At 73.5% G+C, this 26114-nt stretch carries 20 protein-coding genes and 2 pseudogenes; 8 read left to right on the top strand and 14 right to left on the bottom strand.

Annotation, left to right across the window (positions count from 1 at the left end; all coding sequences use genetic code 11):
* Nucleotides 1-7: 7 nt before the first annotated feature.
* A complete protein-coding gene (locus V1634_RS21555) occupies nt 8-2173 on the bottom strand; it encodes an ATP-dependent DNA helicase UvrD2 (RefSeq protein ID WP_407951820.1) in 2166 nt (721 codons plus the stop codon).
* Nucleotides 2174-2313: 140 nt separating this feature from the next.
* Between V1634_RS21555 and V1634_RS21550 the strand changes: the two genes are divergently transcribed.
* The gene (locus V1634_RS21550; RefSeq protein ID WP_278058540.1) at nt 2314-2559 is read left to right on the top strand and encodes a mycoredoxin; all 246 of its coding nucleotides are present in this window, start codon (nt 2314-2316) and stop codon (nt 2557-2559) included.
* A 79-nt stretch (nt 2560-2638) separates the two neighbouring features.
* On the opposite strand, the gene V1634_RS21545 is transcribed toward V1634_RS21550, so the two are convergent.
* A complete protein-coding gene (locus V1634_RS21545) occupies nt 2639-3949 on the bottom strand; it encodes an MFS transporter (RefSeq protein ID WP_331209693.1) in 1311 nt (436 codons plus the stop codon).
* 315 nt (nt 3950-4264) lie between these two features.
* Between V1634_RS21545 and V1634_RS21540 the strand changes: the two genes are divergently transcribed.
* Together V1634_RS21540 and V1634_RS21535 are read left to right on the top strand one after the other, a co-directional pair.
* Nucleotides 4265-5239, top strand: coding sequence for a helix-turn-helix domain-containing protein (locus V1634_RS21540; RefSeq protein ID WP_331209692.1), 975 nt, complete (start codon nt 4265-4267; stop codon nt 5237-5239).
* Between the two features lie 407 nt (nt 5240-5646).
* Nucleotides 5647-5880, top strand: a pseudogene (locus tag V1634_RS21535) (hypothetical protein); the annotation flags it as partial.
* 286 nt (nt 5881-6166) lie between these two features.
* Here V1634_RS21535 and nudC read toward each other — a convergent pair.
* The 10 genes and pseudogenes from nudC to V1634_RS21485 form a co-directional block, all read right to left on the bottom strand.
* The gene (gene nudC, locus V1634_RS21530; RefSeq protein WP_331209691.1) at nt 6167-7138 is read right to left on the bottom strand and encodes an NAD(+) diphosphatase; all 972 of its coding nucleotides are present in this window, start codon (nt 7136-7138) and stop codon (nt 6167-6169) included.
* Nucleotides 7135-8460 carry a M16 family metallopeptidase gene (locus V1634_RS21525; protein WP_331209690.1) on the bottom strand — a complete coding sequence of 442 codons (1326 nt, stop codon included), beginning with the start codon at nt 8458-8460 and terminating at the stop codon, nt 7135-7137. Before V1634_RS21525 ends, nudC begins: the two co-directional genes overlap by 4 nt.
* Nucleotides 8457-9770 (bottom strand): M16 family metallopeptidase, encoded by a 1314-nt coding sequence (locus V1634_RS21520; RefSeq protein ID WP_331209689.1) that lies wholly within the window; start codon nt 9768-9770, stop codon nt 8457-8459. Before V1634_RS21520 ends, V1634_RS21525 begins: the two co-directional genes overlap by 4 nt.
* Before the next feature lie 82 nt (nt 9771-9852).
* Complete coding sequence (locus V1634_RS21515; protein WP_331209688.1) at nt 9853-10824, bottom strand: hypothetical protein; 972 nt, start codon at nt 10822-10824, stop codon at nt 9853-9855.
* Nucleotides 10825-10893: 69 nt separating this feature from the next.
* A complete protein-coding gene (locus V1634_RS21510; protein ID WP_331209687.1) occupies nt 10894-11100 on the bottom strand; it encodes a hypothetical protein in 207 nt (68 codons plus the stop codon).
* A gap of 434 nt (nt 11101-11534) precedes the next feature.
* Nucleotides 11535-12816 (bottom strand): annotated as a pseudogene (locus tag V1634_RS21505) (DEAD/DEAH box helicase); the annotation flags it as partial.
* A gap of 224 nt (nt 12817-13040) precedes the next feature.
* Entirely contained in the window at nt 13041-13244 is a 204-nt protein-coding gene (gene cspE, locus V1634_RS21500; protein WP_101369720.1) for a transcription antiterminator/RNA stability regulator CspE, read from the bottom strand.
* A gap of 259 nt (nt 13245-13503) precedes the next feature.
* Nucleotides 13504-16971, bottom strand: a complete 3468-nt coding sequence (locus V1634_RS21495; RefSeq protein WP_331209685.1) for an ATP-dependent helicase — start codon at nt 16969-16971, stop codon at nt 13504-13506.
* Nucleotides 16968-20444, bottom strand: a complete 3477-nt coding sequence (locus V1634_RS21490) for an ATP-dependent helicase (protein WP_407951824.1) — start codon at nt 20442-20444, stop codon at nt 16968-16970. Before V1634_RS21490 ends, V1634_RS21495 begins: the two co-directional genes overlap by 4 nt.
* A 90-nt stretch (nt 20445-20534) precedes the next feature.
* Complete coding sequence (locus tag V1634_RS21485; protein ID WP_331209683.1) at nt 20535-20975, bottom strand: MarR family winged helix-turn-helix transcriptional regulator; 441 nt, start codon at nt 20973-20975, stop codon at nt 20535-20537.
* A gap of 71 nt (nt 20976-21046) precedes the next feature.
* Here V1634_RS21485 and V1634_RS21480 point away from each other — a divergent pair, with 71 nt between their 5' ends.
* Both V1634_RS21480 and V1634_RS21475 read left to right on the top strand, forming a co-directional pair.
* Complete coding sequence (locus V1634_RS21480; RefSeq protein WP_331209682.1) at nt 21047-21424, top strand: nuclear transport factor 2 family protein; 378 nt, start codon at nt 21047-21049, stop codon at nt 21422-21424.
* A 163-nt stretch (nt 21425-21587) separates the two neighbouring features.
* A complete protein-coding gene (locus V1634_RS21475; RefSeq protein WP_331209681.1) occupies nt 21588-21956 on the top strand; it encodes a hypothetical protein in 369 nt (122 codons plus the stop codon).
* 76 nt (nt 21957-22032) lie between these two features.
* Here the strand turns inward: V1634_RS21475 and V1634_RS21470 are convergent, their stop codons facing one another.
* Nucleotides 22033-22914 (bottom strand): LOG family protein, encoded by an 882-nt coding sequence (locus tag V1634_RS21470; protein WP_331209680.1) that lies wholly within the window; start codon nt 22912-22914, stop codon nt 22033-22035.
* Between the two features lie 171 nt (nt 22915-23085).
* Between V1634_RS21470 and V1634_RS21465 the strand changes: the two genes are divergently transcribed.
* Nucleotides 23086-23247, top strand: coding sequence for a hypothetical protein (locus V1634_RS21465; protein ID WP_331209679.1), 162 nt, complete (start codon nt 23086-23088; stop codon nt 23245-23247).
* A 99-nt stretch (nt 23248-23346) separates the two neighbouring features.
* Here V1634_RS21465 and dapE read toward each other — a convergent pair whose 3' ends face one another.
* Nucleotides 23347-24420: a succinyl-diaminopimelate desuccinylase gene (dapE, locus tag V1634_RS21460; RefSeq protein ID WP_331209678.1), complete on the bottom strand. Its 1074-nt coding sequence runs from the start codon at nt 24418-24420 to the stop codon at nt 23347-23349.
* Nucleotides 24421-24536: 116 nt separating this feature from the next.
* Here dapE and dapD point away from each other — a divergent pair, with 116 nt between their 5' ends.
* Together dapD and V1634_RS21450 are read left to right on the top strand one after the other, a co-directional pair.
* Nucleotides 24537-25490, top strand: coding sequence for a 2,3,4,5-tetrahydropyridine-2,6-dicarboxylate N-succinyltransferase (gene dapD / locus V1634_RS21455; protein ID WP_331209677.1), 954 nt, complete (start codon nt 24537-24539; stop codon nt 25488-25490).
* An 18-nt stretch (nt 25491-25508) separates the two neighbouring features.
* Nucleotides 25509-26087: a sugar O-acetyltransferase gene (locus V1634_RS21450; RefSeq protein ID WP_331209676.1), complete on the top strand. Its 579-nt coding sequence runs from the start codon at nt 25509-25511 to the stop codon at nt 26085-26087.
* Nucleotides 26088-26114 lie beyond the last annotated feature (27 nt).

Raw genomic sequence — 26114 nt, 5'->3', positions numbered from 1 at the left:
CCTCGGCTCAGCCCGGGGCCGGCTCGGTCGGCTCCTCCGTCAGCAGTACGTCCTGCACGCCGACGCCGCCGATCAGGGCCAGCACCGCGTCGCCGTACAGGGCGACCTTGCGGGGGCCGATCCCCGCGATGGCGAGCAGCTCGGCGGGTCGGCCGGGGCGGCGTTCGGCGAGCGCGACCAGGGTGGCGTCGGTGAAGACGACGTACGCGGGGACCTTCTGCGCCCCGGCGACCCGGGCCCGCCAGTCGCGCAGCCGGTCGAGGAGTTCGGGGTCCAGGTCGGACGGGCAGGTGGCGCACCGGCCGAGTTTCCGGTCCGCGCCGGCCAGCAGGGTCGCCCCGCAGACCCGGCAGGAGACGACCTGGGTACGCCGACGGTCGGGTTTCCGACTGCCGCCGGGCGCCTCGACGGTGCGCACACCGCCGGAACGGTCGAACTGGGGCAGGAACCGGCACGGCCGGCGGGCCCGGCCACCGGGCGAGCGCGCGGAGGCGTACGACAGCCAGAGCCACTGGCGGGCCCGGGTCACCCCGACGTAGAGCAGCCGGCGCTCCTCCTCCAGTTGTTCGGCCGTCTTCGCGTAGCTGGTCGGCAGCGTGCCGTCGGAGAGCCCGACCAGGAACACCGCGTCCCACTCCAGCCCCTTCGCCGAGTGCAGCGAGGCCAGCGTCACGCCCTCGACCGTCGGCACGTGCTGCGCGGCGGCCCGCCGCCCCAGCTCGGCACAGAAGTCCGACAGCGACACCGGCCGCTCGACCGAGGCAGCCTCGCCGATCGGCAGTACGACCGGGGTCGCCGCGTACTCCTCGGCGAGCTGGACCAGGGCGGCCAGCGCCTCCCAGCTCTCCCGGGCGGTGCCACCCGGCGGGGGCCGGTCGGGCGCCCAACCGACCGCCGACAGCGCCTCCACCACGGCCCGGACCAGCGGCGTCTCCCCCGGCGTCGAGCGGGTCGCGGAGCGGAGCGCGACCAGCGCCTGCCGCACCTCGGGCCGCTCGAAGAAGCGTTCGGCACCCTGGACCTGGTACGGCACCTCCGCCTCGGCGAGCGCCTTCTCGTACGCCTCGGACTGCGCGTTGGTCCGGAACAGCACGGCGATCTCCCGGGCCGGCGTCCCGGCGGCGATCAGGTCGCGGCAGCGCACCGCCACGGCGGCGGCCTCGGCCGGTTCGTCGGGGAAGATCCGCAGCTCCGGCTCGGCACCCGGCGGCCGCTGCCCGACCAACTCCAGCCGCAGTCGCGCCTCGGCGCCCCGGGCCTGCCGGATCACCGCGTTGGCCAGCCCGACCACCTGCGGCGTCGAGCGGTAGTCCCGGACCAGTCGGACCACCACCGCGTCCCGGCGCTGGCGGGGGAAGTCGATCAGGTACGCCGAGGTGGCACCGGTGAACGAGTAGATCGTCTGGCTGGCGTCGCCGACCACTGTCAGGTCGTCCCGGCCGCCCAGCCAGGCGTCCAGCAGGCGCTGCTGGAGCGGGTTGACGTCCTGGTACTCGTCGACCACGAAGTGCCGGTACTGGGCCCGGATCTGCTCGGCGACGTCCGGGTGCTCCTCGATCCCCCACACCGCGGCCCGGAGCATGTCCTCGAAGTCGATCACACCGTTGGCACGTTTGACGTTCTCGTAGCCGGCGTAGACCTCGGCCACCCTGGCCGGGTCGTGCGGTGTCTCGCGCAACGCCTTGGCCGCCGCGACGACGTACTCCCCCGGCTCGACCAGGGACGACTTGGCCCACTCGATCTCGCCGGCCAGGTCCCGCGCGGCGGCCCGGTCGGTGCGCAGCCCGGCCCGGGCGGCGGCCAGGGTGACCAGCCGCACCTTGCTGTCCAGCAGTTCGGGCATCTCCCGGCCGGCGAGCAGCCGGGAGGCGAAGTAGCGGACCTGGCGCAGCGCGGCACCGTGGAAGGTCCGGGCCTGCACCCCCGGTACGCCGAGCGCGCCGAGCCGGGCCCGCAGCTCGGCGGCGGCCCGGGCGGTGAAGGTGACCGCGAGCACGTGTCGGGCGGCGACCTCGCCGGCCGTCACCCGGTACGCGATCCGGTGCGTGATCGCCCGGGTCTTGCCGGTGCCGGCGCCGGCCAGGATGCAGACCGGCCCGGCCGGAGCGGTCACGGCGGTGCGCTGCTCCGGGTCGAGTCCGGCCAGGATCCGTTCCACGCGCGAGTCAGCCACCACAGGTAGGAATCATGGCAGCCCCTCCCGACGTTGCACCTTTAGCCTGTGCGATCGGCAACCCGTCCGATCGACGCCCGACCGGGCCGAACCGGTCCGGCCAGGCCGGGAAACGACTGAGCACCGCGGAGGTCTCGACGATGTTGACGATGTATTCCACGTCCTGGTGCGGCTACTGCCACCGGCTCAAGTCACAGCTTGACCGGGAGGGCATCGGCTACACGGTGGTGGACATCGAGCAGGATCTGGCCGCCGCGGAGTATGTGATGAGCGTCAACGGCGGCAACCAGACGGTGCCGACGGTGCGGTTCGACGACGGTTCGGCCCTGACCAACCCGTCGATCGTCGACGTCAAGAAGCACCTGGCGGCACTCGCCGGAAGCTGACCGGCTCGGCGGTGGGCCCCGCCCGGGCCCACCGCCGACCAACCGGCCGCACGTCCGCGCGGGCCGCTCGGCGGGCCGCTCAGCGGGGCCGGGATCCCGAGGCCGGCGACGCCTCCGCCGAGCCGGCGACCGGCGGTACGTCGGGCAGGATCACGTCGGGCGCCGGTACGTTCGGTGCGCCGTCGGAGCGGGTCGCCGTACCGGGGGCGGGTGGTGCGGAGAGGGCCCGCCCGGCCCAGAGGTACCCGGCCGCCATCGTCATCACCACCGCGATCACCACGAAGAGCAGCCGGTAGTCGACGAAGCCGACCAGCAGCGCCCCGGTGCCGATCGAGATCGCCTGCGGGCCGCTGATCAACGCCTCGGAGGCGGCGGTGACCCGGCCGAGCAGCGGCCCCGGGGTACGGCGCTGGATCAGCGTGTTCAGCCCCACGAAGGCGATCGGCAGGCCGAAGCCGAGCAGCACCAGGGCGACGAAGGCCAGCCAGATCGTCGGGTACGCCAGCAGCAGCGCACCGGGCGCGAAGAGCGCCACCCCGACGGCCAGCGCGGCCAGCTCGCCGAACCGGCGTACCACGGCCGGGGAGGAGAGCCCGCCGAGCACCCCGCCGATGCCCTGCACCGTGACCAGCACTCCCACGAAGCCCGGTTCCCGGCCCAGCCCCCGGTCCACGTACGCGAAGATCAGCGACTCGCTGAACCCCATCACCAGGACAGCCAGCGCGGCGCCGACGACCGCCCGGCGCAGCGCCGGTTCGCCGACCATGTGCCGCAGTCCCGCCCCGACCTCGGTCGCCCAGCGGAGCTGTGCCGGGCCGGGCCGCCGTTCGGCGATCCGCAGCGCGGAGACCGCACAGGCGGCGGCGACGAAACCGATCATGCCGACCGTCGGCAGTGTCCAGCCGCCGGCCCCGGTGTAGAGAGCCGCCCCGGCCAGTGGGCCGATCAGCCGCAGGCCCTGCTTGACGGTCTGCAGGACGCCGTTCGCCTGGGCCATCAGCTCCTCGGGCACGATCTGTTTGATCAGCCCGTTCAGGGTCGCGCCGAGGGCGACGTAGGAGAGCCCGTACAGGGCACCCACGACGTAGATGATCCAGACGTCGGCACGGTCCCGGACCAGGAAGAGCGGGGTGAGTACCACCGCCGTGCCCAGGTTGGCGGCGAGGAAGAAGGAACGGCGGCGGAACCGGTCGACGACCCATCCGACGATCGGGGCCAGGGCCATCGGCGCGACCATGGCGAAGATGGTGGCGCCGGCCATGCCGTCGGAACCGGTCAGGTCCTTCACCCAGACGGCGAGCGCCAACAGCATGATCGACTCTGCCGTCATGCTGAACATCAGACCGGCGAAGAGCAGCCGGAAGTCGGGGCGACGCAGGATGCTTCGCATGCGAGGGGTCCCTTTCGAGGTGGCGGCGAGCCGCTCGGGGACCGTGGACACCCGGGTTGTGCTCACCGCCGACGGATGGGGTGAGAATTTGTCGCAATCGATGGTGGCGGGGTCGCCGGTCGCGCTCGGAACTCGATCGGCTATCTGACGGCAGGGGGTGGAAGCGTCCCGGAAAGCCTCCTCCATTTAGACACGCCGTTACCATTCGACGGCACGCCGTGAAGTACGAGCGGCATACTGGACCGCCGGGAGCGCGACCTGGACGGTCCGCACCTGCCCGGCGACGGGCTCGACGGAAACGAGAGCGAGGATCCAGTGCCTCCTGCTCAACCCAGCCCGATCCTGCGGCGGCGCAGGCTCGGCACGGAACTGCGCAAGCTGCGGGAGTCCGCCAAGCTCACCGGCGACCAGGTCATCGAGGCGGTGGGCTGGGCGTCGGCCTCCAAACTGTCCCGGCTGGAGAACGGCCGCAGTCGGCCCGACCTGCGTGACGTCCTCGACCTGCTGGACCTCTACAAGGTCACCGGGACACTGCGCGACGAACTGACCGCGATCACCAACGAGGCCGGCGACATCCGGGGCTGGCTGCGCTCGTACGCGACGATGACGCCGCGGCAGCGCGGTTACGCCGAGTTGGAGGCGGGCTGTGCGGAGATCCGCGAGTACAGCCCGGTGATCGTGCCCGGCCTGTTGCAGAGCAAGGGCTACGTCAACCTGCGCATCCTCTCCTCGCGGCAGCTCGTGGACGACCCCGACACCGACGACACCGAGGACGCCGAGACCGAGGTGGCGGCCCGGATGGCCCGGCAGTCGCTGCTCACCCGCGAGGTCGAACCGCCCCGCTACCACGCGGTGATCGAGGAGGCTGCGCTCGGCGGACGGGCCGGCCCGCGCGAGGTGCTGCGGGGCCAACTGATCCAGTTGCGCAAGCTCGCCGGGCTGCCCAACGTGACGCTCCAGGTACTCCCCACCGAGCACACCATCGCGGACTGGTATCTGCCGCACACCGGGTTCTCGCTCTACCGCTTCGCCGAGCCGCAGGATCCGGAGACGCTCGCGATCGAGGGGCTGGCCACCAACCTGATGGTGACCGAACCCAAGGAGATCGCGACCTACTCGATGGTCTTCGAGTGGCTCCAGGACGCGGCGCTGAGTCCGGAGGAGACGATCACCTGGTTGGCCGAGACGGCGGCGCAGCGCTCGTCGGCTCCCCGGAAGCCGGCGAGCCGCGACCCGGGGATGCCGCCGACCCAGCGCAGTCGCCGCTCCGGGCGGCTGACCGAGCAGTAGTCGCGGCCGGAATCCGGCCCCGGCGCCCGCCGTGCTCGACGGACGCGCCGGGTCCGGGTGTCGTGGCCGGTCCCGGCGCACTCCGCAGGTGCCGCACAGACTCTCGTCCGAAGCCGCACAGATTCGAGTCCGAAGCCGCCGGTTCCCGCTCCGGGAGCCGGCGGCTTCGTCGTACGCCGCAGCGGCGCTGACCCTGCGTCAACCGGCGGCACCCCGACCTCCCGCTTTACCTCAGCGGCGTGACCCTGTGTCACCTGATCGGACGAGCAACTACTCCAATTGGCGCGTTTCACTTGCCCACCGGCCAAGAATGAGTGAACATAACCCGAGGGGCGTGGAAGTTCCACGAAATGACTTCGTTAGGTAATCGCAGGATCATCGTCCGTCACCGGCCTTCGGAGACACCCATGCGGTTTCTAATCGTTCGCACGGATATCCGTGCCGCCGCTGATGACGAGTTGGCCGCTGCCTGGGCGCAGGGGGAACGCCTCCGCGACGAACAGACCTCTCCGGAACAGCGCCGGCAGATCGTCCGCGCCGAGGACCGGGACGCCGCCCTGCTGCTCGCCCGGGCACTGTCCAGTGTGGGCGCGGTGCGGTCCGGGCGACAGCGGGTCAAGGTGGTGCCGGTGGGCGAGCCCGACCGGCGGCACCGCAACCAGCCGTTCCGGGACCAGACCGCCGACCGGGCCCTGCCCGTCGACACACCCGGACCGGGGCCGGCCGAGTTCGGCCCGCCGAGCGTCGACCCGCAACCCAGGAACCTCGGCCCACAGTCGAGGTTCGGCTAGACGACCGTCGTCGACCGGGGTGGCGTCCCCCGCCACGCACCATGCCTGACCCGGCAACGACGGCCTATGATCTTGGCCCGTGATCGTCGCGGCAACGACGCTCGCGGGCCAAGATTTGTGCGGAAGAGTTCCCGGACTACCGGGCATCCTCCAACCAGGTCCGGATCAGGAACAACGCGATCGACGAGGGCGGCGGCAGCGCCAACCGCAGCCCGGCACCGACCTCGACCGCCTCCCCGGCCAGCACCGTGGCGATCTCCCGCCGGCTGAACCAGCCCGCGTACGCGATCTCCGCCGGGTCCAGCCGGATCGGCCGATCCGGGTCGGCCAGGGCGAAGAAACCCAGCATCAGCGAGGCCGGAAACGGCCACGACTGGCTGGCGACGTACCCGATCTGGTACGGGACGAGGCCGACCTCCTCGGTGACCTCCCGGACCACCGCGTCCTCGGCCGACTCCCCCGGCTCGACGTAGCCGGCCAGGCAGGAATACCGGCGCAGCCCCCGCTCGGAGCGCCAGGCCGCGTTGTTGCCGAGCAGGCACCGCCCGCCGGGACCGGAGACGCCGTCGTGCACCAGCACGATCATCGCCGGATCGGTACGCGGCCAGAGCTGGTTGCCCGCCTCGTCCCGCCGGGACCAACCCGCGTCCCCGACCACGGTGGAGAGCCCCGTCAGCGACGAGTACAGATGCCGGGCGTGCCAGTTCGCCAGCGCCACCGCCGTGGTGAAGAGCCCGGCGTCCCGGTCGCTGAGCAGATGGCCGACCTCGCGCAGGTTCGCCGGCCGGGTGCCGGCCAGCTCCGGCAGCGGCGCGTCGACCGCGAAGACCGGTACCCCGTCCGGCTCGACGCCGAGGAAGAGCCGGGCGGCCGGCGCGCTGTCCGCGGCCGCGTCCGGACCGAGCAGGATCAACTCCGGCTTCTTACCGGCCGAACCGACCAGGCTCCGGCCGCCGTTCGCCACGTCCACCACCAGCACCCGGGCCCGCTGCCAGGCCTCGGCCAACCAGCCCGGGTCGGTACGCCGGTGCGCGGCCCGGTCGAGCGTGGACCGGGCCAGCGGCGGATGACCTGCCGGCAGGTCCGTCGGCGGTGGACCGGAGGTCACGATCCCGCGGCCTCGGTCCGGACCGGTCCCAGCACACCCAGGGGGCCCTCGACCTGAGCGGCGTCGCCCAGCACCACCGTGACCGCCCGGGCCGGCGCCAGGTATTTCGCCGCCGCCGTCGCCACGTCGTCCCGGGTCGCCCTCGCCAACCGGGCCGCGTGCTCGGCCAGGAACTCCAGGCGCAGCCCGGAACCGGCGTACGCGCTGGCCACCGCCGCCAGCCCGGCCTGGGTCGAGATGCCGAGCTGGAGGGTACCGAGGGCGTACTGCCGGGCCTGCTCCAGCTCGTCCTCCTTCGGCGGCAGCGAGGCCAGCCGGCCCAGTTCGTAGACCGTCTCCAGCAGTGCCGGCCCGGTCACCTCGGTCGCCACCTCGGCGGAGACCATCAGCGTGGAACCGGCGACGGCGTGCTCGATCAACGAGTGCGGCCCGTACGTGTACCCCTTGTCCTCCCGGATGTTCTCCACCCAGCGGGACGAGAAATAACCGCCGAAGACCAGGTTGGCCAGTTGCAGCGCGGCATGCTCCGGATGGGTACGCGGCACCGCCGGCAGCGCCAGCCGGACCGACGACTGCACCGACCCGGGCCGGTCCACCAGCAGCAGCGGCCCCGGCTCCAGCGGCGGGATCGGCGGCAGCTCGCCCGGCGCACCGTCCCCGGTCCAGCCACCGAGCGCCCGCTCCACCGCGTCCAGCGCCTTTGCCGGCTGCACGTCGCCGACCAGCAGCAGGACCGCTCCGGTCGGGCGTACCCGGGCAGCGTGCAGGCTGCGCAACGCCGCCGGCCGGACCGCCTCGACCTGCTCCGGTTCCGGAGTCTGCACCGAGTACGGGTGCTTGCCGTAGATCCGCTTCAGCAGCGCCTTGCGGACCAGGTGGGTCGGCTGGCTCTGCGCCATCCGGATCCCGTCGATCAGCCGGGCCCGCTCGGTGGCGACCTCGTCGTTCGGGTAGCTCGCCCCGGTGAGCACCTCGGCGAGCAGCTCCAGGATCCGGTTCAGTCCGGTCGAGAGGCCGTTGCCGGAGATCATCAGCCGGTCGGCGTCGACCCCGGCGGAGAGCCCGCCGCCGACCTTCTGCAACTCGGCGGCGAGCTGCACCGAGGTCATCGTCCCGGTGCCGGAGAGCAGCGTCTGGGACATCATCAGCCCCCGGGCCAGGTGGGCCCGGCCGAACGGCAGCCAGAGCCGCAGCTCGACCAGCGGTACCGCCGGCCGGCGCAGCACGATCACCGTCAGCCCGTTGGGCAGCGTGCGCTCGACCTCGCGGGGCAGCTTGAGCTTGCGGTTCGGCCCGAGCGGGGGCAGCGTACGGACGGTCACCTGACACCTCCACCGGGAACGACCTCGACGGCGGCCCGGCGCTGCGGTCGCAGGGTGGCGGCCGCTGCCCGCACCTGCTCCTCGGTGACCTCGCCGACCAGCCGGGGCAGCTCACCCAGCAACCCCGGATCACCCCGCTGCTGCTCCAGCACCGCCATCTGGAGCGTGCGGCCGAGCACCGCGTCGGTCTCCCGGAGCAGGTGGGTCGCCATCCGGGCCTGGGTCCGGGCCAGCTCGTCGCCGTCCAACCCGTCGGTGGCGAGCCGGTCGAGTTCCTCGTCGATGGTCTGGAGCACCTTCTCCACCCCGCCGCCAGGCGGCAGGTGGGCCTGGAGCACCAGCGCGGTGGGGTCCCGTACGTCGAACGGGTCGCCCATCAGCCCGAGATACCCGCCGACGCTGGTCACCGCACGGTCCCGCAGGACCAGCCGCTCCACCAGCCGGGACGCGTCGCCGTCGGTGAGCACCTCGGCCAGCACCACGTACGGCAGGTAGCCGGCGAAGTCGCCGATCGGGTCCGGTACCCGCCAGGCCGCCGCCACCGCCGGCAACGGCGCCAGCCGGTCGGTGTAGGACTCGCGCCGCTCGCCGGTCAGGTCCGGCTCGGCGAAGTCCGGCCGGGCCGGCGCGGGCCGGGCCGGTACGTCCCCGAAGTGCCGCTCGATCAGCGCCGTCGCCTCCGCCACGTCCAGGTCCCCGCCGACGGCCAGTACGGCGTTGCCGCAGGCGTAGTACCGGTCGAAGAAGTCGGTCGCGTCGGCGATGCTGGCGCTTTCCAGGTCGTCGAAGGAGCCGTACCCGTCGTGCGCGTTGGGGAACGTGTCGAACATGACCGGCGGCAGCCGCAGCCAGGGGAAGCCGCCGTACGGCCGGTTCAGCACGTTGACCCGGATCTCCTCCTTCACCACGTCGACCTGGTTGCGGAGGTTCTCCTCGGTCAGTCGCGGCCCGCGCATCCGGTCCGCCTCCAGGAAGAGGGCCCGCTCCAGCGCGTTGCTCGGCAACGTCTCCCAGTAGTCGGTGTAGTCCAGGTGGGTAGAGCCGTTGAAGGTCCCGCCGGCGCCCTGGATGTGCCTGAAGTGCGCCAGCTTCTCCAGGTTCTCCGAGCCCTGGAACATCAGGTGCTCGAAGAGGTGCGCGAAACCCGTCCGGCCCTCCGGCTCCGACCGGATGCCCACGTCGTAGACGACTGCCACGCCGACCACCGGGGCGCTGCGATCCGGGGCCAGCACCACCCGGAGGCCGTTGTCGAGGGTGAACCGCTCGACCGAATGCTTCGTCGTTGGAATTCTCGATCTTCCCGCCGCCACGCACCGACCCTAGCGCGTCCCGCCACCACCGGTGGTCGGCCTCGGCCTACCTGACCACACCTGCGGCGTACCCCCACACGCCTCAGGCGGGGCGGACCGAGGCGAGAGCGTGCTCGACCACCCAGTCGAACTCCCGATGGGTCCCGGGTATCGAGACGTAGAGGATCGCGACGGTCGACCGGCCCACGTCGATGCAGGCGACGGCGGCCAACTCGTCGGTGGCCCGCAGCCGTGGCCGGGTGAAGTGCAGCCGGAACACCGAGACCCAGGCCGGCCGCCCGCCCAGCGTGGTCCGCCCGTCCCGGATCGACTCCATGCGGTTCGGCTGCGGGTAGTACTCGGCGCGGACGTCGCTGGCCACCTGCCGGCCGACGCACTCCAGGTCGAAAGTGAGGGCGTCGTTCTCCGCCGCCGGCACCGCCGCCGACAGGATCGAGGCGTGGTAGTCGCTGAACCCGTCGTACTCCCGCTCGGTGACGAAGTGCTGCCCGACCCGGTACGGCACCTCCAGCGCCCCGGCACTCCACACCGTCTGCCACGGCTGCCACGGCGGGCCGTAGCTGGCGTAGGAGATCCCGGCCTCCGGGTCGACGGTCCGCTCCCCGCTGCGCGGCTGCCCCGGCCCGCCCGGCGGGACGACCGGGTCCGGCTCCGGGACCGTCGGCCCTGGCGAACCGGGTACGCCCGGCCCTGGCGAACCGGGTACGCCCGGCGACGGCGCACCGGGTGCGGCCGGCGCCGACGAGCCGGGCAGCGGGCACTTCCGGGCCAACGGCGGCCGTACGTCCGTCGGCGCCTCCGGCCGGCTCCACAGCGGGTCGACCCCGCCGGACATGGTCAGCCCCAGCACCACCACGAGGCCGATCACGAGTACTCCACCGGCCGCACCGGCGAACCACCACAGCCGACGGTCCCGAGCAGGCGTACCGGGGGTCGGTTCGGGCAGTTCCAGCGGCGCTGCGGGCAGGCCGATCCGGGTTACGGCACCGGCGGCCCAGGCGGCGCCGGGCCGACCCTCGGCGCCGTCGGTCCCCGGCGGGACGTTGTCCGGCATCTCCCTAGTGAACACCACCGGCGGTCCGGCGAGCCGACCCGCCGGACGCCCGAGAGCGGCGGAGGGCGGTCAGCCGTCACCGGCGACCGTCATCTCGATCGCGTCGCCGGAGGTCGCCGGTGAGTGCATCTCGACCACCTCGACCTCGGGCGCCCCGGCGGCCAGGCCGTACCACGGGGTGAACACGACGACCGTGGCGAGGAGTAGACCGGTGACCGCGAGCAGGAGCACTACCAGGATCTCCCGCGTCGAGCCCTGACCGACACGCACGGTCATCGCAACCTCCCCCACCGCGACCCACCCCCGTGGCCGCTGGTTCCCCAGGACAGGATGACCCGTCGATAGTTACTCCGCAGTCGCCCATCGGACCCGATCAGGTGTATTCGCGGGCATAGTTGTCCTGACCGATCGGAGCATCGACTGCCTCGCCACTCGGGACGGGGCGTTTGACGGTCAGCGCGCCCTCACCCGCCGTCACCAACCGACACCAGAAAACCGCACCGCCCGCCGAGCGACGACGGGCGGGAGCGAGGGCGGGCCCTGCGCGGGGAAAGAGTGGCGCCAAGCAGGGGTGAGCGACGCCGGGAAGCCGGCGAGGGAGAGCAAGCCTGGAAAGTCAGGCAGGGGTGAGCGACGCCGGAGAAGGCGGTCGACCGGTCAGGCGACCCGGCGCAGCCGGCGGGAACGCGATGCCCGGCGACTTCCACCGTTCTCCGACCGCGGGTTCGGCACCGCCGCCGAGACCGCCGTCGCGGTCCTCGGCGTCCTCGGGGTCTTCGGAGTCGTCGTCGGTCGGGCGGCCGGCGCCGACACCGGAACCCCGGACGGGACCCGCGCTCCGGTGAGCCGCATCAGCGCCGGGTCACCGGGGCGGACCGCCAGTGTCTCGGGCCGGATGCCGGCATCGCTGAGCAGTCGGGCCACCTCCCGGCGCTGCTCGGGCAGCGCCAGGGTGACCACCCGGCCGGACTCGCCCGCCCGGGCCGTACGGCCACCCCGGTGCAGGTAGTCCTTCGAGTCGGTCGGCGGGTCGACGTTCACCACCAGGTCGAGCCCGTCCACGTGGATGCCCCGGGCCGCCACGTCGGTCGCCACCAGGGCGGTCACCTGACCGGACTTGAACTGCTCCAGGGTACGGGTCCGCTGCGGCTGCGACTTGCCGCCGTGCAGGGCGGCCGCCCGTACGCCCCGGGTCATCAACTGTTTGGCCAGCCGGTCGGCGCGGTGCTTGGTACCGACGAAGAGCATCACCCGACCCTCCCGGGCCGCGATCTGCGCCGTCGCCGTCGTCTTGTCCACCGCCTCCACCTGGAGGACGTGATGGGTCATCGCGGTGACGGTGGCGGTCGTCGGGTCGACGGAGTGCGAGACCGGGTCGGTCAGGAACCGGCGGACCAGCCGGTCGACGCCACGGTCCAGAGTGGCCGAGAAGAGCATCCGCTGCCCACCCGGCGCCACCTGGCGCAGCAGGTCGGTCACCTGCGGAAGGAAGCCCATGTCGGCCATCTGGTCGGCCTCGTCGAGCACCGTGACGGTGACCTCGTCCAGCCGGCAGTCTCCCCGGTCGACCAGGTCGGCCAGCCGTCCCGGTGTGGCGATCACCACCTCCGCGCCGGCCCGCAGCGCGGCGGCCTGCCGGCTCAGCGAGAGTCCGCCGACCACGGTGACGCAGCGCAGCCCGAGCGTACGGGCGTACGGGGCCAGCGCGGTGGTCACCTGCTGGGCGAGTTCGCGGGTCGGGACCAGGACGAGCCCGAGGGGGCGGCCCGGCCGGGCCCGGCGGCCGGCGGTACGGGACAGCAGGGGCAGGCCGAACGCGAGCGTCTTGCCGGAGCCGGTACGGCCCCGGCCGAGCACGTCCCGACCGGCCAGCGAGTCGGGCAGCGTGGCCGCCTGGATCGGGAACGGCGTGAGGATGCCGTTCTCGGTCAACGCGACGTGCAGTCCGGCGGCCAGCGGCGCGTCGGCGAAAGAGTGGATGGTGCGGGTCATTGCGGGACCTTCCTCGAAGCGGTACGTGTCGAGGAAGATCACCGGGCACACCGCCGCCGCGGCTCGGCCACCGGCGGCGGTGCGCCCGGTGACCGCAGCCACGGACCGGGAAATACGCGGGAGCCAGCCCGTGCCGTCGGGCGCGGGCTGGCCGCGTCACCACGCCGGTCTGGGCGCGGTGGTCGAACCTCTGCGTCGAGCTTGCGCCGCGCAGGAATGCTCGGTCAGATCGGGCGGATGTTCTCCGCCTGCGGGCCCTTCTGGCCCTGGGTGACCTCGAACTCCACCCGCTGGTTCTCGTCCAGGCTGCGGTAGCCCGAGCTCTGGATCGCGGAGAAGTGGGCAAAGACGTCGGCGCCGCCGCCGTCCGGGGTGATGAAGCCGAAGCCCTTGTCGGCGTTGAACCACTTCACGGTGCCAATTGCCATGTGTTTCGTCTCCTGACGGAACGTTCGGTCCGCACCTGTTGCGGACCGAGTTGTTGCCCACCGAGGTGGTGGACGGCTGTCGCTCTGGTCGCCCCGCCCGGAGAACTCCGGACATAACAAAGAGCGCCTACGGTCACAATCCCGCAGGCGCACACAGAGTCTCTGGGAACCAAAACTGCAACGCCGCAACGTTAGCACACGATCGGCCCGAGCGAGCGGATTCCGGCGATCCGATCGGATGAGCCGCCCCTCCGAGGGCTCAACCACCCGCCGCCGTCTCCGGCACCTGCGCCACCAGCGCGGCGAGGCCGTCGGCGTCGAGCAGGTCCGCCGGCCGTACGGTCACGTTGTCCCGTACGTAGTGGAAGGCCGCCCGGACCCGGTCCACCGGCACACCCGCCAGCTCCGCCCAGGCCAGCCGGTACGCCGCCAGCTGCACCGCGGCGGCATCCGCCTCGACCCCGGTCGGCTGCCGCCCCGTCTTCCAGTCGACCACGTCGTACCGGCCGCCGGGCAGAGTGAAGACGGCGTCCATCCGGCCCCGGACCAGCAGCCCGCCGATCGACGTGGCGAACGGCACCTCCACCTCCACCGGAGTGCGCTCGGCCCACTCGCTGGCCAGGAACCGCTCCTGCAACTCGGCCAGCGCCTCGTCCGGGGCGGCATCCGAGTCGGCCGCCCCGGGCAGCTCGTCGACGTCTAGGAGCCGGCTGATCCCGTACCGCTGCTCCAGCCACGAGTGGAACGCGGTGCCCCGCCGGGCGTACGGCTCGGGGCGCCGGGGCATCGGCCGGCGCAACGCGCGGGCCAGCGCCGCCGGGTCCCGGCGCAGCGTCACGAGCTGCGAGACCGACAGGTGGCCGGGGAGCGCCACCTCGACCGGTCCGGAGCGGTCGGCGAGCATGTCCCGCTCGGCGAGCAGCAGTTCGGCCTCGCGTCGCCACGCCGCCGCAGCAGCCGCCGCCTCCGCGTCCGGCTCTACCACCGCCTCCGCGTCCGGCGCCACCGCCGCCTCGGCTGAGGTGTTAGGAAGGGCCCCCGCATCTACCGAAAGCGATAAGAGGGGGCCCTTCCTTTCATCCTCGGCGATGAGGCGGCGGACCAGGGCCGCGGCCTCGGCGAGTACCGGGCGTCGGGCGCCGAGCGGGTCGGCCGGCCACTCGGCCCGGAGCACCACCTCGGTGGTCGGGTTGCTGGCGTCCGCCGCCGGCTCCGGCGCCCAGGCGTCCACCACGAAGCCGCTCTCGCCGGCCTCAGGCGTGGTCAGGCACCACTCGTACACCTCGGAGAGGAACGTCGACGGGCCACGTGGGCGTTTCGTCCCCTCGCCCCACCAGTAGCCGGAGCAGAGCAGCAGCCGGCGTGGCCGGGTGACCGCCACGTACGCCAGCCGGCGTTCCTCCCGCTCGTCGTGCGCCCGCCAGTCGTCGGTGAAGCTGGCCAGCGCCCGGGCCACCGCCTTCTGGTCGTCGGCGTCGGCAAGGGCCAGTTCGGGCAGCCCGTCCGCGTCGCCGCGCAGCGGGAACGGCAGCACCCCGAGGCCGAGCAGGTAGTGGTCGGAGCCCCGGGCGGTACCCGGCCAGACTCCCCGGCTCAGCCCGGCCACCGAGACCACGTCCCACTCCAGGCCCTTGGCGGCGTGCGCGGTGAGGATCTGCACCGCACCCTCCACCACCTCCACCTCGCCCGGGGAGAGTCCCCGCTCCTCGTCCTCGGCGGCGGCGAGGAAGGCCAGGAAGGCGTGCAGCGGCGCACCGGCCGAGTCACCGGCGAACCGGGCCGCCACGTCGCCGAGCGCGTCGAGGTGGCCCCGGGCCAGGCCGGCGTCGCCGCCCCGGCCGTCGCTGCCGGCGCGTACCGCCACCTCGACGTCGAGGCCGATGGTCCGTTCGACGTCGGCGAGCAGGTCCGGCAGCGGCTGGTCCAGGCGGTGCCGGAGCAGGCCGAGTTCCCTGGCGTACGCCCGCAGCCGGGCGTAGCCCTCCGCCGAGTACGCCTGCGCCGGCCCGAGGTCGGCCAGCGCCTCGACCAGGGTCGCCTCGTCCAGCCGGTCGGTGACGATCTCCGGCTCGGAGTCGTCGTCGGACCGGGGCAGTTCCCGGCGGGCGCGGGCGATCGCGGTGGCCCGGCGGTGCAGGGCGACCAGGTCGCGCGGGCCGATCCGCCAGCGTGCCCCGGTCAGCAGCCGGAGCAGCGCGGCACCGTCGGTCGGGTCGGAGAGCACCCGCAGGGTGCAGACCACGTCCCGGACCTCGGGGGTGTCCAGCAGCCCGCCGAGGCCGACCACCTCGACCGGCAGTCCCCGGTCGCGCAGCGCCGCCTCGATCGCCGGGATCTGGCTGCGCAGCCGGACCAGGACCGCCGTCGTCGGCCGGGCCACCACGGGAATCTGCTCCGGCAGCGCGTCCGGCATCCGGGCCGCGCCCCGCCAGGCGGCGAGGATGCTGTCGGCGATCCAGTCGGCCTCGTCGGCGTACGTGTCGAGCAGCGCGCAGTGCACCGTGCCGCCCGGGTACCCCCGCCCGGTGCGGCCGGGGATCTCCTCGTCGACCCGGAACGCGGCGGCCAGCTCGGCGACCTGCGCCCCGGCGGCCCGCAGCGGCGCGGCGAGCCCGTTGGCGACGTCCAGGATCTGCGGCCGGTTCCGCCAGCTCGTGGTGAGGGTGCGCACCTGCGCCGGGGTGCCGTCCGGCTGGGCGAACTCGGTCGGGAACCGGTCCAGGGTGCCGGCACTGGCGCCCCGCCAGCCGTAGATCGACTGGCACGGGTCGCCGACGGCGGTGACCGGGTGGCCGCCGCCGTAGAGCGAGCGGAGCAGCACCACCTGGGCGTGGCTGGTGTCCTGGTATTCGTCGAGCAGCACCACCTTGTAGCGCCCGCGCTCGATCGCGCCGACCTCCGGGTGGTCCCGGGCCACCAGCGCCGCCCGGGCGAGCTGGTCGCCGAAGTCCATCGCCTCGAAGTCGTCCTTGCGCTGGGCGTACGCCCGGACCAGTGGCAGCAGCCGCAGCCGGAGCTGCTGGACGTGCAGCGCCTTGCGTACGTCGGCGTAGACCCGGCCGGGTCGGGACTGCACCTCGGCGAAGAACCGGCCGGTCCAGGCGGCCAGGCCGTCCGGGGTGACCAGGTGTTCGGCCAGGTCGGCGGCGAGCGCCAGCACGGCGTCGGTGACCGTGCTCGGCTGCCGCTCCACCTCGGACATGTCGCCGTCGTGGTTGCGGACGATCGAGTCGACGATCTGCCAGCGGGACGCCTCGGTGAGCAGCCGGGTCGACGGCTCGTACCCGCCGCGCAGGCCGTGCTCGGTGACGATCCGGGCCGCGTACGAGTGGTACGTCGCCACGGTCGGCTCGCCGCCGAACGGGTCGTCGTCGCTGTTGCGGCTGTTGCGGCCGAGCCGGCGGACGAGTTGACCGAGCCGGGTCCGGATCCGGGTACCGAGTTCCCCGGCCGCCTTCCGGGTGAAGGTGAGCCCGAGGACGTGCCCGGGCTCGACGTACCCGTTGGCGACCAGCCAGACCACCCGGGCGGCCATCGTCTCGGTCTTGCCCGAGCCGGCACCGGCGACCACCAGCAGCGGTTCGACCGGCGCCGAGATGATCGCGGCCTGCTCCAGGGTGGGTGCCGGCAGCCGGAGCAGCTTGGCCAGCTCGACCGGGGTGTACCGCGGTCCGGCGTCGGCGACCCGCTGCGGCGGGGGCGGGGTGAACAGCGAGGGCTGGGTCATCGGGCGCCCCCGCCGCCACGCTGGCCGGGCGGTTTCGGCGGGGTGTCCGGACGGCGCCGGGTGGGCGGCTCGACGACCTGCCGCCCCTGGCCGGAGATCGGGCAACTGCTGCGCACCGGGCAGACCCGGCACTTCGAGTTGGCGACGGCGGAGAAGGTGGCCGCGGCCATCGTGTCGGCGGTGCGCCGGACCATCGCCCGCGCCCAGCCACCCGCCTCCTCGGCCGCCCCGGCGGGCGGCTGTACCTGCTCCCGGGCGTCCTGGGTCGAGGTGCCGAGCTGCACCAGCGCCGCCCCGCCGGACTCCGACCCGGCGCCGAGGTCTTCGAACGCGCCCGCCTCCACCGCCGCCTGGTAGGCACCGAGCTGCGGATGTTCGGCCAGCTCGGAGGCGGTCACCGCGGTCGACTTGCCGGTCTTGAGGTCGATCACCACGAGGCGGCCCTCGGCGTCCACCTCCAGCCGGTCGACCCGGCCGGTCAGCTCGATCGGTCGCTTCGGGTCGTCGAGGCGTACCGCGAACTCGTGCTCGATGGCGAGCAACCGGCGTGGGTTGCCGGCCAGCCAGCGCAGCAGCTTGTCGACCATCACCTCGGCGCGGGCCCGTTCGGTGCCGGCCATCCAGCGGGCGGCGAGTTCGATCACGTCGAACCGGGCCGTCACGTACTCCAGCAGTTTGCCCCGGTCGGCGCTGGCGTCCTCGGCGAGCATCGCGGCGGCGTGCACCAGGTTGCCGACGCCCTGCGCGGAGCTGGCCGGCGCCTTGCCGCCGTGCCGTTCCAGCAGCCAGCGCAGGCTGCACCGCAGCGCGCTCTCCATCCCGGACGGGGTGACCCGGACCGGTTCGCCCTCGTCGACCAGCGGCCGGTCGTCGGAGAGCGGCCGCAGCCCCCACCAGTCGTCGGGATGTGCTCCCGGCACCCCGGCGACGGCCAGCCGGGCCAGCTCGGCCGCCGCCGCGCGCCGCCGGGCCGGCGACGCCTCCGGGTCGGTGACGGCGGTACGCAGCTCGGCGACCAGCGCCGACAGCGTCAGCGCCCGGGGCGGCCGGGCGACGGGCAGCGTCGGTACGTCGTCGGGCGGCCCGTCCGCCTCCTCGGCCGGCACACCGTCCGGGTCCGGGGTCGCCCCGCCCGCGCCGCCGGGGCCGCCCCCGCCGTCCGGTCCGCCTCTGCCGGTGTGCCCGTCGCCGTCGTCCGGGCGTTCGACGGTGGGGCCGAGTTCGTAGAGGAAGCGGCTCGGCTGCTCCTCGTGGTCGGCGACACCGACCGCCGCCGAGGCGACCGCGCTGACCAGCAGCCTGCGCCGGGCCCGGGTGGCGGCGACGTAGAAGAGCCGGCGTTCCTCGTCCAGCATCGCCGAACTCTGCCCCACCAGGGTGGCCGCGACACCGGCACCCGCACCCCGGCCGGCGAGCAGGTCGACCAGCCGTTCCGAGCCGAGCAGGCTGCCGCGCAGCCGCAGGTCCGGCCAGATCCCCTCCTGTACGCCGGCCAGCGCGACCAGGTCCCACTCCAGCCCCTTGGCCGCGTGCGCGGTGAGCAGGCGTACCGCCTCGCCCCGGTCGGCGCTCGGCGCGAGCGTGTCGGCCGGCAACTGCTGCCCGAGCACGTGGTCGAGGAAGACCTCGGTACGCGCCCCGGGCAGCCGGTCGACGAACCGGGCCGCCGCGTCGAAGAGTACGACGATCGCGTCCAGGTCCCGGTCGGCGGCGGCGGCCCGCCAGCGCAGCCCGCTGTCCTGCGCCCCGGCGGCGGTACGGGCCCGGGCCAGCGCGCCGGACCAGCGCTCGGCGAGCCCGCTGGCCCGCCACACCGCCCAGAGCACGTCCTCGGCGGTCGCCCCGGGCACGGCGGCAGCCTCCTTGGCGGCAGCCAGCAGGTTCGCGACCGCCTGGGCCGGTGCCGCCCAGCGGCGTTCGATGGTGAGCAGGTCGCGCGGGTCTCGCAACGCCTCCACCAGCAGGTCTCCGGAGGGGCGCCGGTCGCCACCGGCCAGCGCCAGCGCGCGCAGCCCCTGCCGCAGCCGCCGCTCGGCCAGCGGGTCGGCGCCGCCGAGCGGCGAGTGCAGCAGCGTCACCGCCGCCTCCTCGTCGAGCCGGTCCGGTTCGAGCGCGCAGCGCAGCAGCAGCAGGAACGGCGCCACCGCCGGTTGCAGGTGCAGCGGGAGGTCCTCGGCGTGTACCACGGTCGGCACCCCGACGGTGTGCAGGGCACGCTGCAACGGCGGCAGTTGCAGCGTGGTGGAGCGGAGCAGCACCGCCATCCGCGACCAGGGCACCCCGTCGAGCAGGTGCGCCGAGCGCAGCGCGTGCGCCAGGTAGGCGGCCTCGCTGGTGCCGGAACGGAAGGTGCGGATCTCCACCGTCCCCGGCTCGGCGTCCGGCACCGGATGCAGGTCGCGGTGGGCCACCGGCCCGCGCAGCCGCCGCGCCAGCCGCCGGGTCGCGTCCAGCAGGCCCGGCCCGGCCCGGTACGACGTGTGCAGCACCAGCGTCCGGGCCACCGCCCCGGAGACGGTACGGAACCGGTGCGCGAAGTTGTGCACGATCTCCGGGTCGGCGCCCCGGAAGGCGTACGTGGACGAGTCCGGGTCGCCGAACGCGACCAGTGGCTTGCCGCCGCCGGCCACCAGGTGCAGCAGGTCCACCTGGGCCGGGTCGGTGTCGGCCAGCTCGTCGACGTAGACGTACGCCAGCCGGGCCCGTTCGGCGTCGAGCAGGTCGGGGTCGTCGGTGAGCAGCCCGGAGGCGGCCCGGACGAGTTCGGCGGGGTCGTAGGCGACCGAGCCCCGGGTGGTGACGTCGCGCAGGGCGAGCACGGCGACGTACTGCCGGAGGAAGCGGGCGGCGGCCGGCCAGTCGGCCCGGCCGAGCTTCTCGCCGAGCCGGGCCAGCTCGACCGGCCCGATCCCGCGCTCGGCGGCCCGCATCAGCAGGTCGCGGAGCTGTTCGGCGAAGGCCCGGGTACGCAGTGCCGGGCGCAACTCCGCCGGCCAGCCGACCGGGTCGTCGATGCCGTCCCCGTCTCCGGGCTCGCTCTCCTCGACCCCGACCACGCCGAGCAGTTCCCGGATGATCAGATCCTGCTCGGGACCGGTGAGCAGTCGGGGGGACGGCTCGCCGCGTTCCGCCGCCGACCTGCGCAGCAGCCCGAAGGCGTACGCCGGGAAGGTGCGGACCAGCGGCTCGTGCAGTACCCGGTTGGTGACCTCGGCGATCCGGGCCTCGATCCGGTGCCGCAGCGCGGTGGCGGATCGGCGGCTGAACGCGAGCACCAGGACGCGTTCCGGGTCGACGCCCTCGGCCACCCGGGCGACCACCGCCTCGACCAGGGTGCTGGTCTTGCCGGTACCCGGTCCACCCAGGACGAGCAGCGGGCCGTCGGTGTGTCCGACCACCTCCCGCTGCACGGGGTCGTCGTGTCGCGTCGGCCCGGCCTCGGCCGGCCGACGGACCAGCCGGTACGCCTGCACGCCGCCCATCACACCACGCCACCCCGACGAGCCACCCTCAGGTACGCCCCGCGCCACGTCCCTGTCGCACTCCCGGTACGCCGGTCGCCACTACCTGGCGTCGATGCGGTGCTGGGCCTCGACCAGTCGGCCCATCAGCTCGACCAGGGTACGGACCTCCTCGCGGGACCAGTCGGCGGTCAGGGTACCCAGCACCTCGTCCTGCCAGGCGTACGCGGCACGCAGGAGTTTCCGCCCCTCGCCGGTGACGGAGATCGCCGTCGCCCCGCCGACGGCCGACGGGCGCACCCGGGAGAGCAGCCCGAGCCGCTCGGCCCGGGACACCATCCGGCTGGCGCCGGACTGGTCGACGCCGAGTTCCCGGGCCACGTCGTTGACCGATGCCAGCACTCCGCGGCCGGTCAGCGCCGCCACCGCCTCCACCACCATCACGTCCCGGCCCCGCTCGGCGTCGACGCCGAGGCCGGCACCGGTCCAGCGCCGGGACCAGTAGCGCACGAACGAGAAGAGCACCCGACCGCCGGAAGCCATCGCCACCCCTTCCTTGCAGCTTTTATGCGATTCGCATACGGTCACATGCGAATCGCATACGGAGGATGGTCATGTTAGAAGAAGTTGTCTCCCGGTGGCACGCCGCCGTCAACCAGCGGGACCTGTCGGCGGCCCGCGCCGCGGTGACCGACCCGGTCGACGTCTCCGGGCCGCGCGGTACCGGCCCGATCCCGGCCGACGCGTTCGTGGAGTGGATCGTCGGCTCGGGGATCGCCCTGCACCCGGTCTCCTGGCACCCGGTCGACAGCGACACGATCGTGGTCGAGCAGGACGCCACCTGGCCCGACCCCACGGCGGCGGACGCCGGCCGTACCGCGCCGACCAGGGTGGCGACGCTGTTCCGGGTACGCGACGGCGCGGTGACCCTGGCGCACCGCCACGACGACCTGCACGCGGCCCTGCACGCGGCCGCCGACCTGGCCCCCTGAACACCGCCAGACCCGCCCCGGACTTGCCCGGACCGCGTGAAAGCGAAATGAAGTTCCCCGGCCGTAGCGTGCCAGGCGTCCGGCCGAGGAGGACCGCTTGCGTGGGGGCAGCGGCGTTGACGGCCGGTCATCGGTCCGTACGTCGATCCCGGGGAGGATCCTGATGGCAACCGTGCAAACCCCGTCCCGTACGCCGGCAGGTCGGTCGAGCGCCTGGCGCCGTACCGCCAGGGTGGGGGTGGTTGGCCTGCTGGCCGCGGCGGCGGTCGGGCTGGCCGCCTCACCCGGCCTCGCCGCCAACGGCCGGGTCGTGGTCGGCGGTCCCACCGGCCCGACCGCCATCCTGGTCGACCCGGCCGCCGGCTGCCACGACGTCAACGCCGAGTTCCCGACCGGCACGACGGTCCGGAACCAGACCGACGCCACGATCGTGGTCTACGCCGGGAAGTTCTGCACCGGCTTCCCGTCGCTCGCGCTCCCGCCCGGCGAGTCGACCGTCTTCGCGCCCGGCAGCATCCGGGTGCTGTCGTAGCGAGCTGGATCGCCCGGTCCGCTCCTGCCCGGCAGGTGCGGGCCGGGACGCCGCGACGTGCCGGAGGACCGGCGGCTCAGCGGGCCGGCCGCCTGCCGACGCCCGACTGCCGAGCGCCCGACTGCTGCGCCGCCGACTGCTGGGCGGCCTCGGCCTGGGCGATCGCGGTCTCCTGGAGCGCCTCCTGCTCGGCGGCGAGTGCCGCGTCCGCCTCGATGATGTGCCGGACGGCGGCGTTCACGTCGTCGGTCACGATGATCAGTTCGAGGTCGGCGAGGCCGATCTTCCCGTCGGCGGCGAGGGTGTCCCGGAGCCAGTCGAGCAGCCCGCTCCAGTACGCCGTACCCATCAGGACCACCGGGAACCGGGTCACCTTGCCGGTCTGCACCAGCGTCAACGCCTCGAAGAGCTCGTCCAGGGTGCCGAAACCGCCGGGCAGCACCACGAACGCCTGGGCGTACTTGACGAACATGGTCTTGCGGGCGAAGAAGTACCGGAAGTCGATCGCCAGGTCGACCCAGTCGTTGATGCCCTGCTCGAACGGCAGCTCGATGCCGAGCCCGACCGAGAGTCCGCCCGCCTCGGTGGCGCCCCGGTTCGCCGCCTCCATCACGCCCGGCCCACCCCCGGTGATCACCGCGTAGCCGGCGGCTGCCAGCGCCGCGCCCAGCTCCTCGGCCAGTTCGCACTCCGGGCTGTCCGGCTTGCTCCGGGCCGAGCCGAAGACGCTGACCGCCGGGGGCAGGTCGGCCAGGGTGTCGAAGCCCTCCACGAACTCGGACAGGATGCGCAGCGCCCGCCAGGCGTCCTTGGTCTTCCAGTCGCCCCGGCTGCGGGAGTCGAGCAGCCGCTGGTCGGCCGTACTCAACGGAATGGACTCGCGGCGCAGCGTTACCGCACCCCGGTGCCGTTCCGGTCCCGGACCCCGGCCGCCGTTTCGCCCCTCGCTGTGGTTCATGGGCTCCACCGTAATCCGGTGGACCACGGCCGGGGTGGCGTGATCCGGTACGTCACAGGACAAACATCCAGCGCCGGTGCAACCGAACGGGGCTGGGGGGCGTCTACCAATCACAAAGGGGGAAAGCGCGGCGCCCACACCACGGCCGCGCACCTTCGGGGGGTAACGGTGATGACCAGCGGGGAGATCATCCGACTTCGACGACAGATGCAGCGCCGGATCCGGGCGGTGGTTGCGGAGCGCCGGATGGCGCGCAACGCCGCGCCGGTCGGCGCCATCGACGACCCGGGGCCGGACCAGGAATCGCGTACGCAGCAGCACGTCGACGGCTAGTAGTCCGTCGCCGGTATACCCCGGGGAACCGGGTGGCGGCGGGGGGCAGTGGGCCCCCCGCCGGCCGACACCGGGCCGTTCCTCGTCGCGACGTAGGAGTCAGTGCGAGGCGAGCCAGCGGTGCAGGGTGGCCGCGCCGTCCCGGATCTTGCCGATCTCCACGTGCTCGTCCGGGGCGTGCGCTAGGTTGGGGTCGCCCGGCCCGAAGTTGAGCGCCGGAATGCCCAGCGCGGCGAAGCGCGACACGTCCGTCCAGCCGAGCTTGCCGATCGGGTCCGCGCCGACCGCCGCCAGGAACTCCCGGGCCGGCGCCTCGGTCAGCCCGGGCAGCGCCCCGGGCGCCGAGTCCGTCACCCGGACCTGGTAGCCGTCGAAGACCTCGCGGACGTGCGCCTCCGCCTCCTGCGCCGTCCGGTCCGGGGCGAACCGGTAGTTCACCTCCATCTCGCAGAGGTCCGGTACCACGTTCCCGGCCACCCCGCCGCTGATCCGGACCGCGTTCATCCCCTCGCGGTAGACGCAGCCGTCGATGGTGACCATCCGGGCCTGGTACCCCGCCAGCCGGTTGAGCGCGCCGCCGATGCCGTGGATCGCGTTCACCCCGTTCCAGGAGCGGGCCGAGTGCGCCCGCCGGCCGGTCGCGCTGACGATCGCCCGCATGGTCCCCTGACAGCCCGCCTCGACCACCCCGTGCGTCGGCTCCAGCAGCACCGCGAAGTCGGCGGTCAGCCACTCCGGGTGCGCCTGCGCGACCAGGGTCAGCCCGTTGTAGCGGGACTCGATCTCCTCGGCCTCGTAGAAGAAGTAGGTCACGTCGTACCGGGGCTCGGGCACGCTCACCGCCAGGTGCAGCGCGTACGCCACCCCGGACTTCATGTCCGAGGTACCGCAGCCGTAGATCAGGTCACCCTGCACGCTCGACGGGAAGTTGTTGTTCAACGGCACGGTGTCCAGGTGCCCGGCCAACACCACCCGCTGGGCCCGCCCCAGGTCCGTACGGGCCATGATCGTGTTGCTGTGCCGGGCCACGGTCAGGTGCGGCACGTTCCTGAGCACATCCTCGACGCAGTCCGCGATCTCCTTCTCGTTGCGCGAGACGGACTCGATGTCGACCAGGGCGCGGGTCAGCGCCACCGGATCGGCCAACACCTCGGGGGTGAGCGGGTTCTCCATGGTGGGAGACGGTACCGTCAAGGTCGTATCGCCGGGACGCGTCCAAGGCTCGGAAATGACGTTCCACACTCACGGTCGGGCCGAGGCGCCAGACGGATGACGGAGAGGTAAACCGGGTGACGACCGCACAGCCCGCCTGGGGAATCGGAGTGGCGACGCTCGCCGGAGACCAGGTGCTCGACACGTGGTATCCGACCGGCAAGCTCGGCCTGGGTTCGTCCCCGCTGGTCGCGGGCGAGAACGGCGACGTACTCGACCTGCCGCCGGGTGCGATCGGCGAGCGGGCGCTGCCGGGGCTGCGTACCGCCGTGGTGGTCACCGAGATCGGCTCGCTGGCCGACCCGATCAAGGACGCCGCCGACGCGTACCTCCGGCTGCACCTCCTCTCCCACCGCCTGGTCCGGCCCAACGAACTGAACCTCGACGGCATCTTCGGGCTGCTGGCGAACGTCGCCTGGACCTCGGCCGGCCCGTGCCCGCCGGAGCGGGTCGACGAGCTGCGGGTGATCGAGCGGGCCGCCGGCCGGCATCTGGCCGTCTACGGGGTCGACAAGTTCCCCCGGATGACCGACTACGTCGTCCCGTCCGGGGTCCGGATCGCCGACGCCGACCGGGTCCGCCTCGGCGCCCACCTGGCCAGCGGCACCACCGTGATGCACGAGGGCTTCTGCAACTTCAACGCCGGCACGCTCGGCGCCTCCATGGTGGAGGGCCGGATCGTCGCCGGGGTGGTGGTCGGGGACGGCTCCGACATCGGTGCCGGCGCCTCGATCATGGGTACCCTCTCCGGCGGCGGCAAGGAGAAGGTCCGGATCGGCGAGCGGAGCCTGCTCGGCGCCAACGCCGGGATCGGGATCTCCCTCGGCGACGACTGCGTGGTCGAGGCGGGCTGCTACATCACGGCAGGCTCGAAGGTGACCCTGCCGGACGGCCGGGTGGTCAAGGCCCGCGAACTCTCCGGAGTCGACGGGCTGCTGTTCTGGCGCAACTCGGTGACCGGCGCCCTGGAGGCGAAGCCGCGTACCGGCCGGGGCATCGAGCTGAACGCCGCCCTGCACGCCAACGACTGAGGGAGCAGGTGCGGCGAGGTGGCCACCGACGCGGATCCGCGCTCGCCTCGGGAGCGGATGCTCGCCGGTGACCGCTACCGGGCCGACGACCCCGAACTGACCGCGCTGACCCGCCGGGCCGCCCTGCTCGTGCAGCGCTACAACTCGACGCCCGCCGACCGGCCGGAGCAGCACGAGGCACTGTTGCGCGAGCTGCTCGGCGCGGTCGGCGACCGGGTGGTGGTCCGGCCGCCGTTCTACTGCGACTACGGCAGCCAGATCCGGATCGGCGACGGGTCGTTCCTCAACTTCAACGCCGTACTGCTGGACGTCGCCGCGATCGAGCTCGGCGCCAACGTGCAGGTCGGGCCGAACGTGCAACTGCTGACCCCGCACCATCCGCTGGACCCGGAGCAGCGGCGGGCCGGCTGGGAGGCGGCCCGGCCGATCACCATCGGCGACAACGCCTGGCTCGGCGGCGGGGTGATCGTGCTCGGCGGGGTCACCATCGGCCCGGACACCGTGGTCGGCGCCGGCAGCGTGGTCACCCGGGACCTGCCGGCCGGGGTGCTGGCCGTCGGCAACCCGGCCCGGGTCGTACGCCCGCTGGCCGGCTGAACCTGCCTTGCTGCACGGCGGGGACCG

Origin of the sequence: Plantactinospora veratri, assembly GCF_036421995.1 — a bacterium.
Classification (GTDB): Bacteria; Actinomycetota; Actinomycetes; order Mycobacteriales; family Micromonosporaceae; genus Plantactinospora; species Plantactinospora veratri.
Note: the sequence above shows the minus strand (reverse complement) of the source record. Positions and strands in the feature narration are given on the sequence as shown.

What these genes read in the sequence shown, in the direction of transcription:
- V1634_RS21550 (WP_278058540.1), top strand. Translation starts at nt 2,314, where the DNA reads ATGTTGACGATGTATTCCACGTCCTGGTGCGGCTACTGCCACCGGCTC.
- V1634_RS21545 (WP_331209693.1), bottom strand. Translation starts at nt 3,949, where the DNA reads ATGCGAAGCATCCTGCGTCGCCCCGACTTCCGGCTGCTCTTCGCCGGT.
- V1634_RS21515 (WP_331209688.1), bottom strand. Translation starts at nt 10,824, where the DNA reads ATGCCGGACAACGTCCCGCCGGGGACCGACGGCGCCGAGGGTCGGCCC.
- V1634_RS21510 (WP_331209687.1), bottom strand. Translation starts at nt 11,100, where the DNA reads ATGACCGTGCGTGTCGGTCAGGGCTCGACGCGGGAGATCCTGGTAGTG.
- cspE (WP_101369720.1), bottom strand. Translation starts at nt 13,244, where the DNA reads ATGGCAATTGGCACCGTGAAGTGGTTCAACGCCGACAAGGGCTTCGGC.
- V1634_RS21495 (WP_331209685.1), bottom strand. Translation starts at nt 16,971, where the DNA reads ATGACCCAGCCCTCGCTGTTCACCCCGCCCCCGCCGCAGCGGGTCGCC.
- V1634_RS21485 (WP_331209683.1), bottom strand. Translation starts at nt 20,975, where the DNA reads ATGGCTTCCGGCGGTCGGGTGCTCTTCTCGTTCGTGCGCTACTGGTCC.
- V1634_RS21480 (WP_331209682.1), top strand. Translation starts at nt 21,047, where the DNA reads ATGTTAGAAGAAGTTGTCTCCCGGTGGCACGCCGCCGTCAACCAGCGG.
- V1634_RS21475 (WP_331209681.1), top strand. Translation starts at nt 21,588, where the DNA reads ATGGCAACCGTGCAAACCCCGTCCCGTACGCCGGCAGGTCGGTCGAGC.
- V1634_RS21470 (WP_331209680.1), bottom strand. Translation starts at nt 22,914, where the DNA reads ATGAACCACAGCGAGGGGCGAAACGGCGGCCGGGGTCCGGGACCGGAA.
- V1634_RS21465 (WP_331209679.1), top strand. Translation starts at nt 23,086, where the DNA reads ATGACCAGCGGGGAGATCATCCGACTTCGACGACAGATGCAGCGCCGG.
- dapE (WP_331209678.1), bottom strand. Translation starts at nt 24,420, where the DNA reads ATGGAGAACCCGCTCACCCCCGAGGTGTTGGCCGATCCGGTGGCGCTG.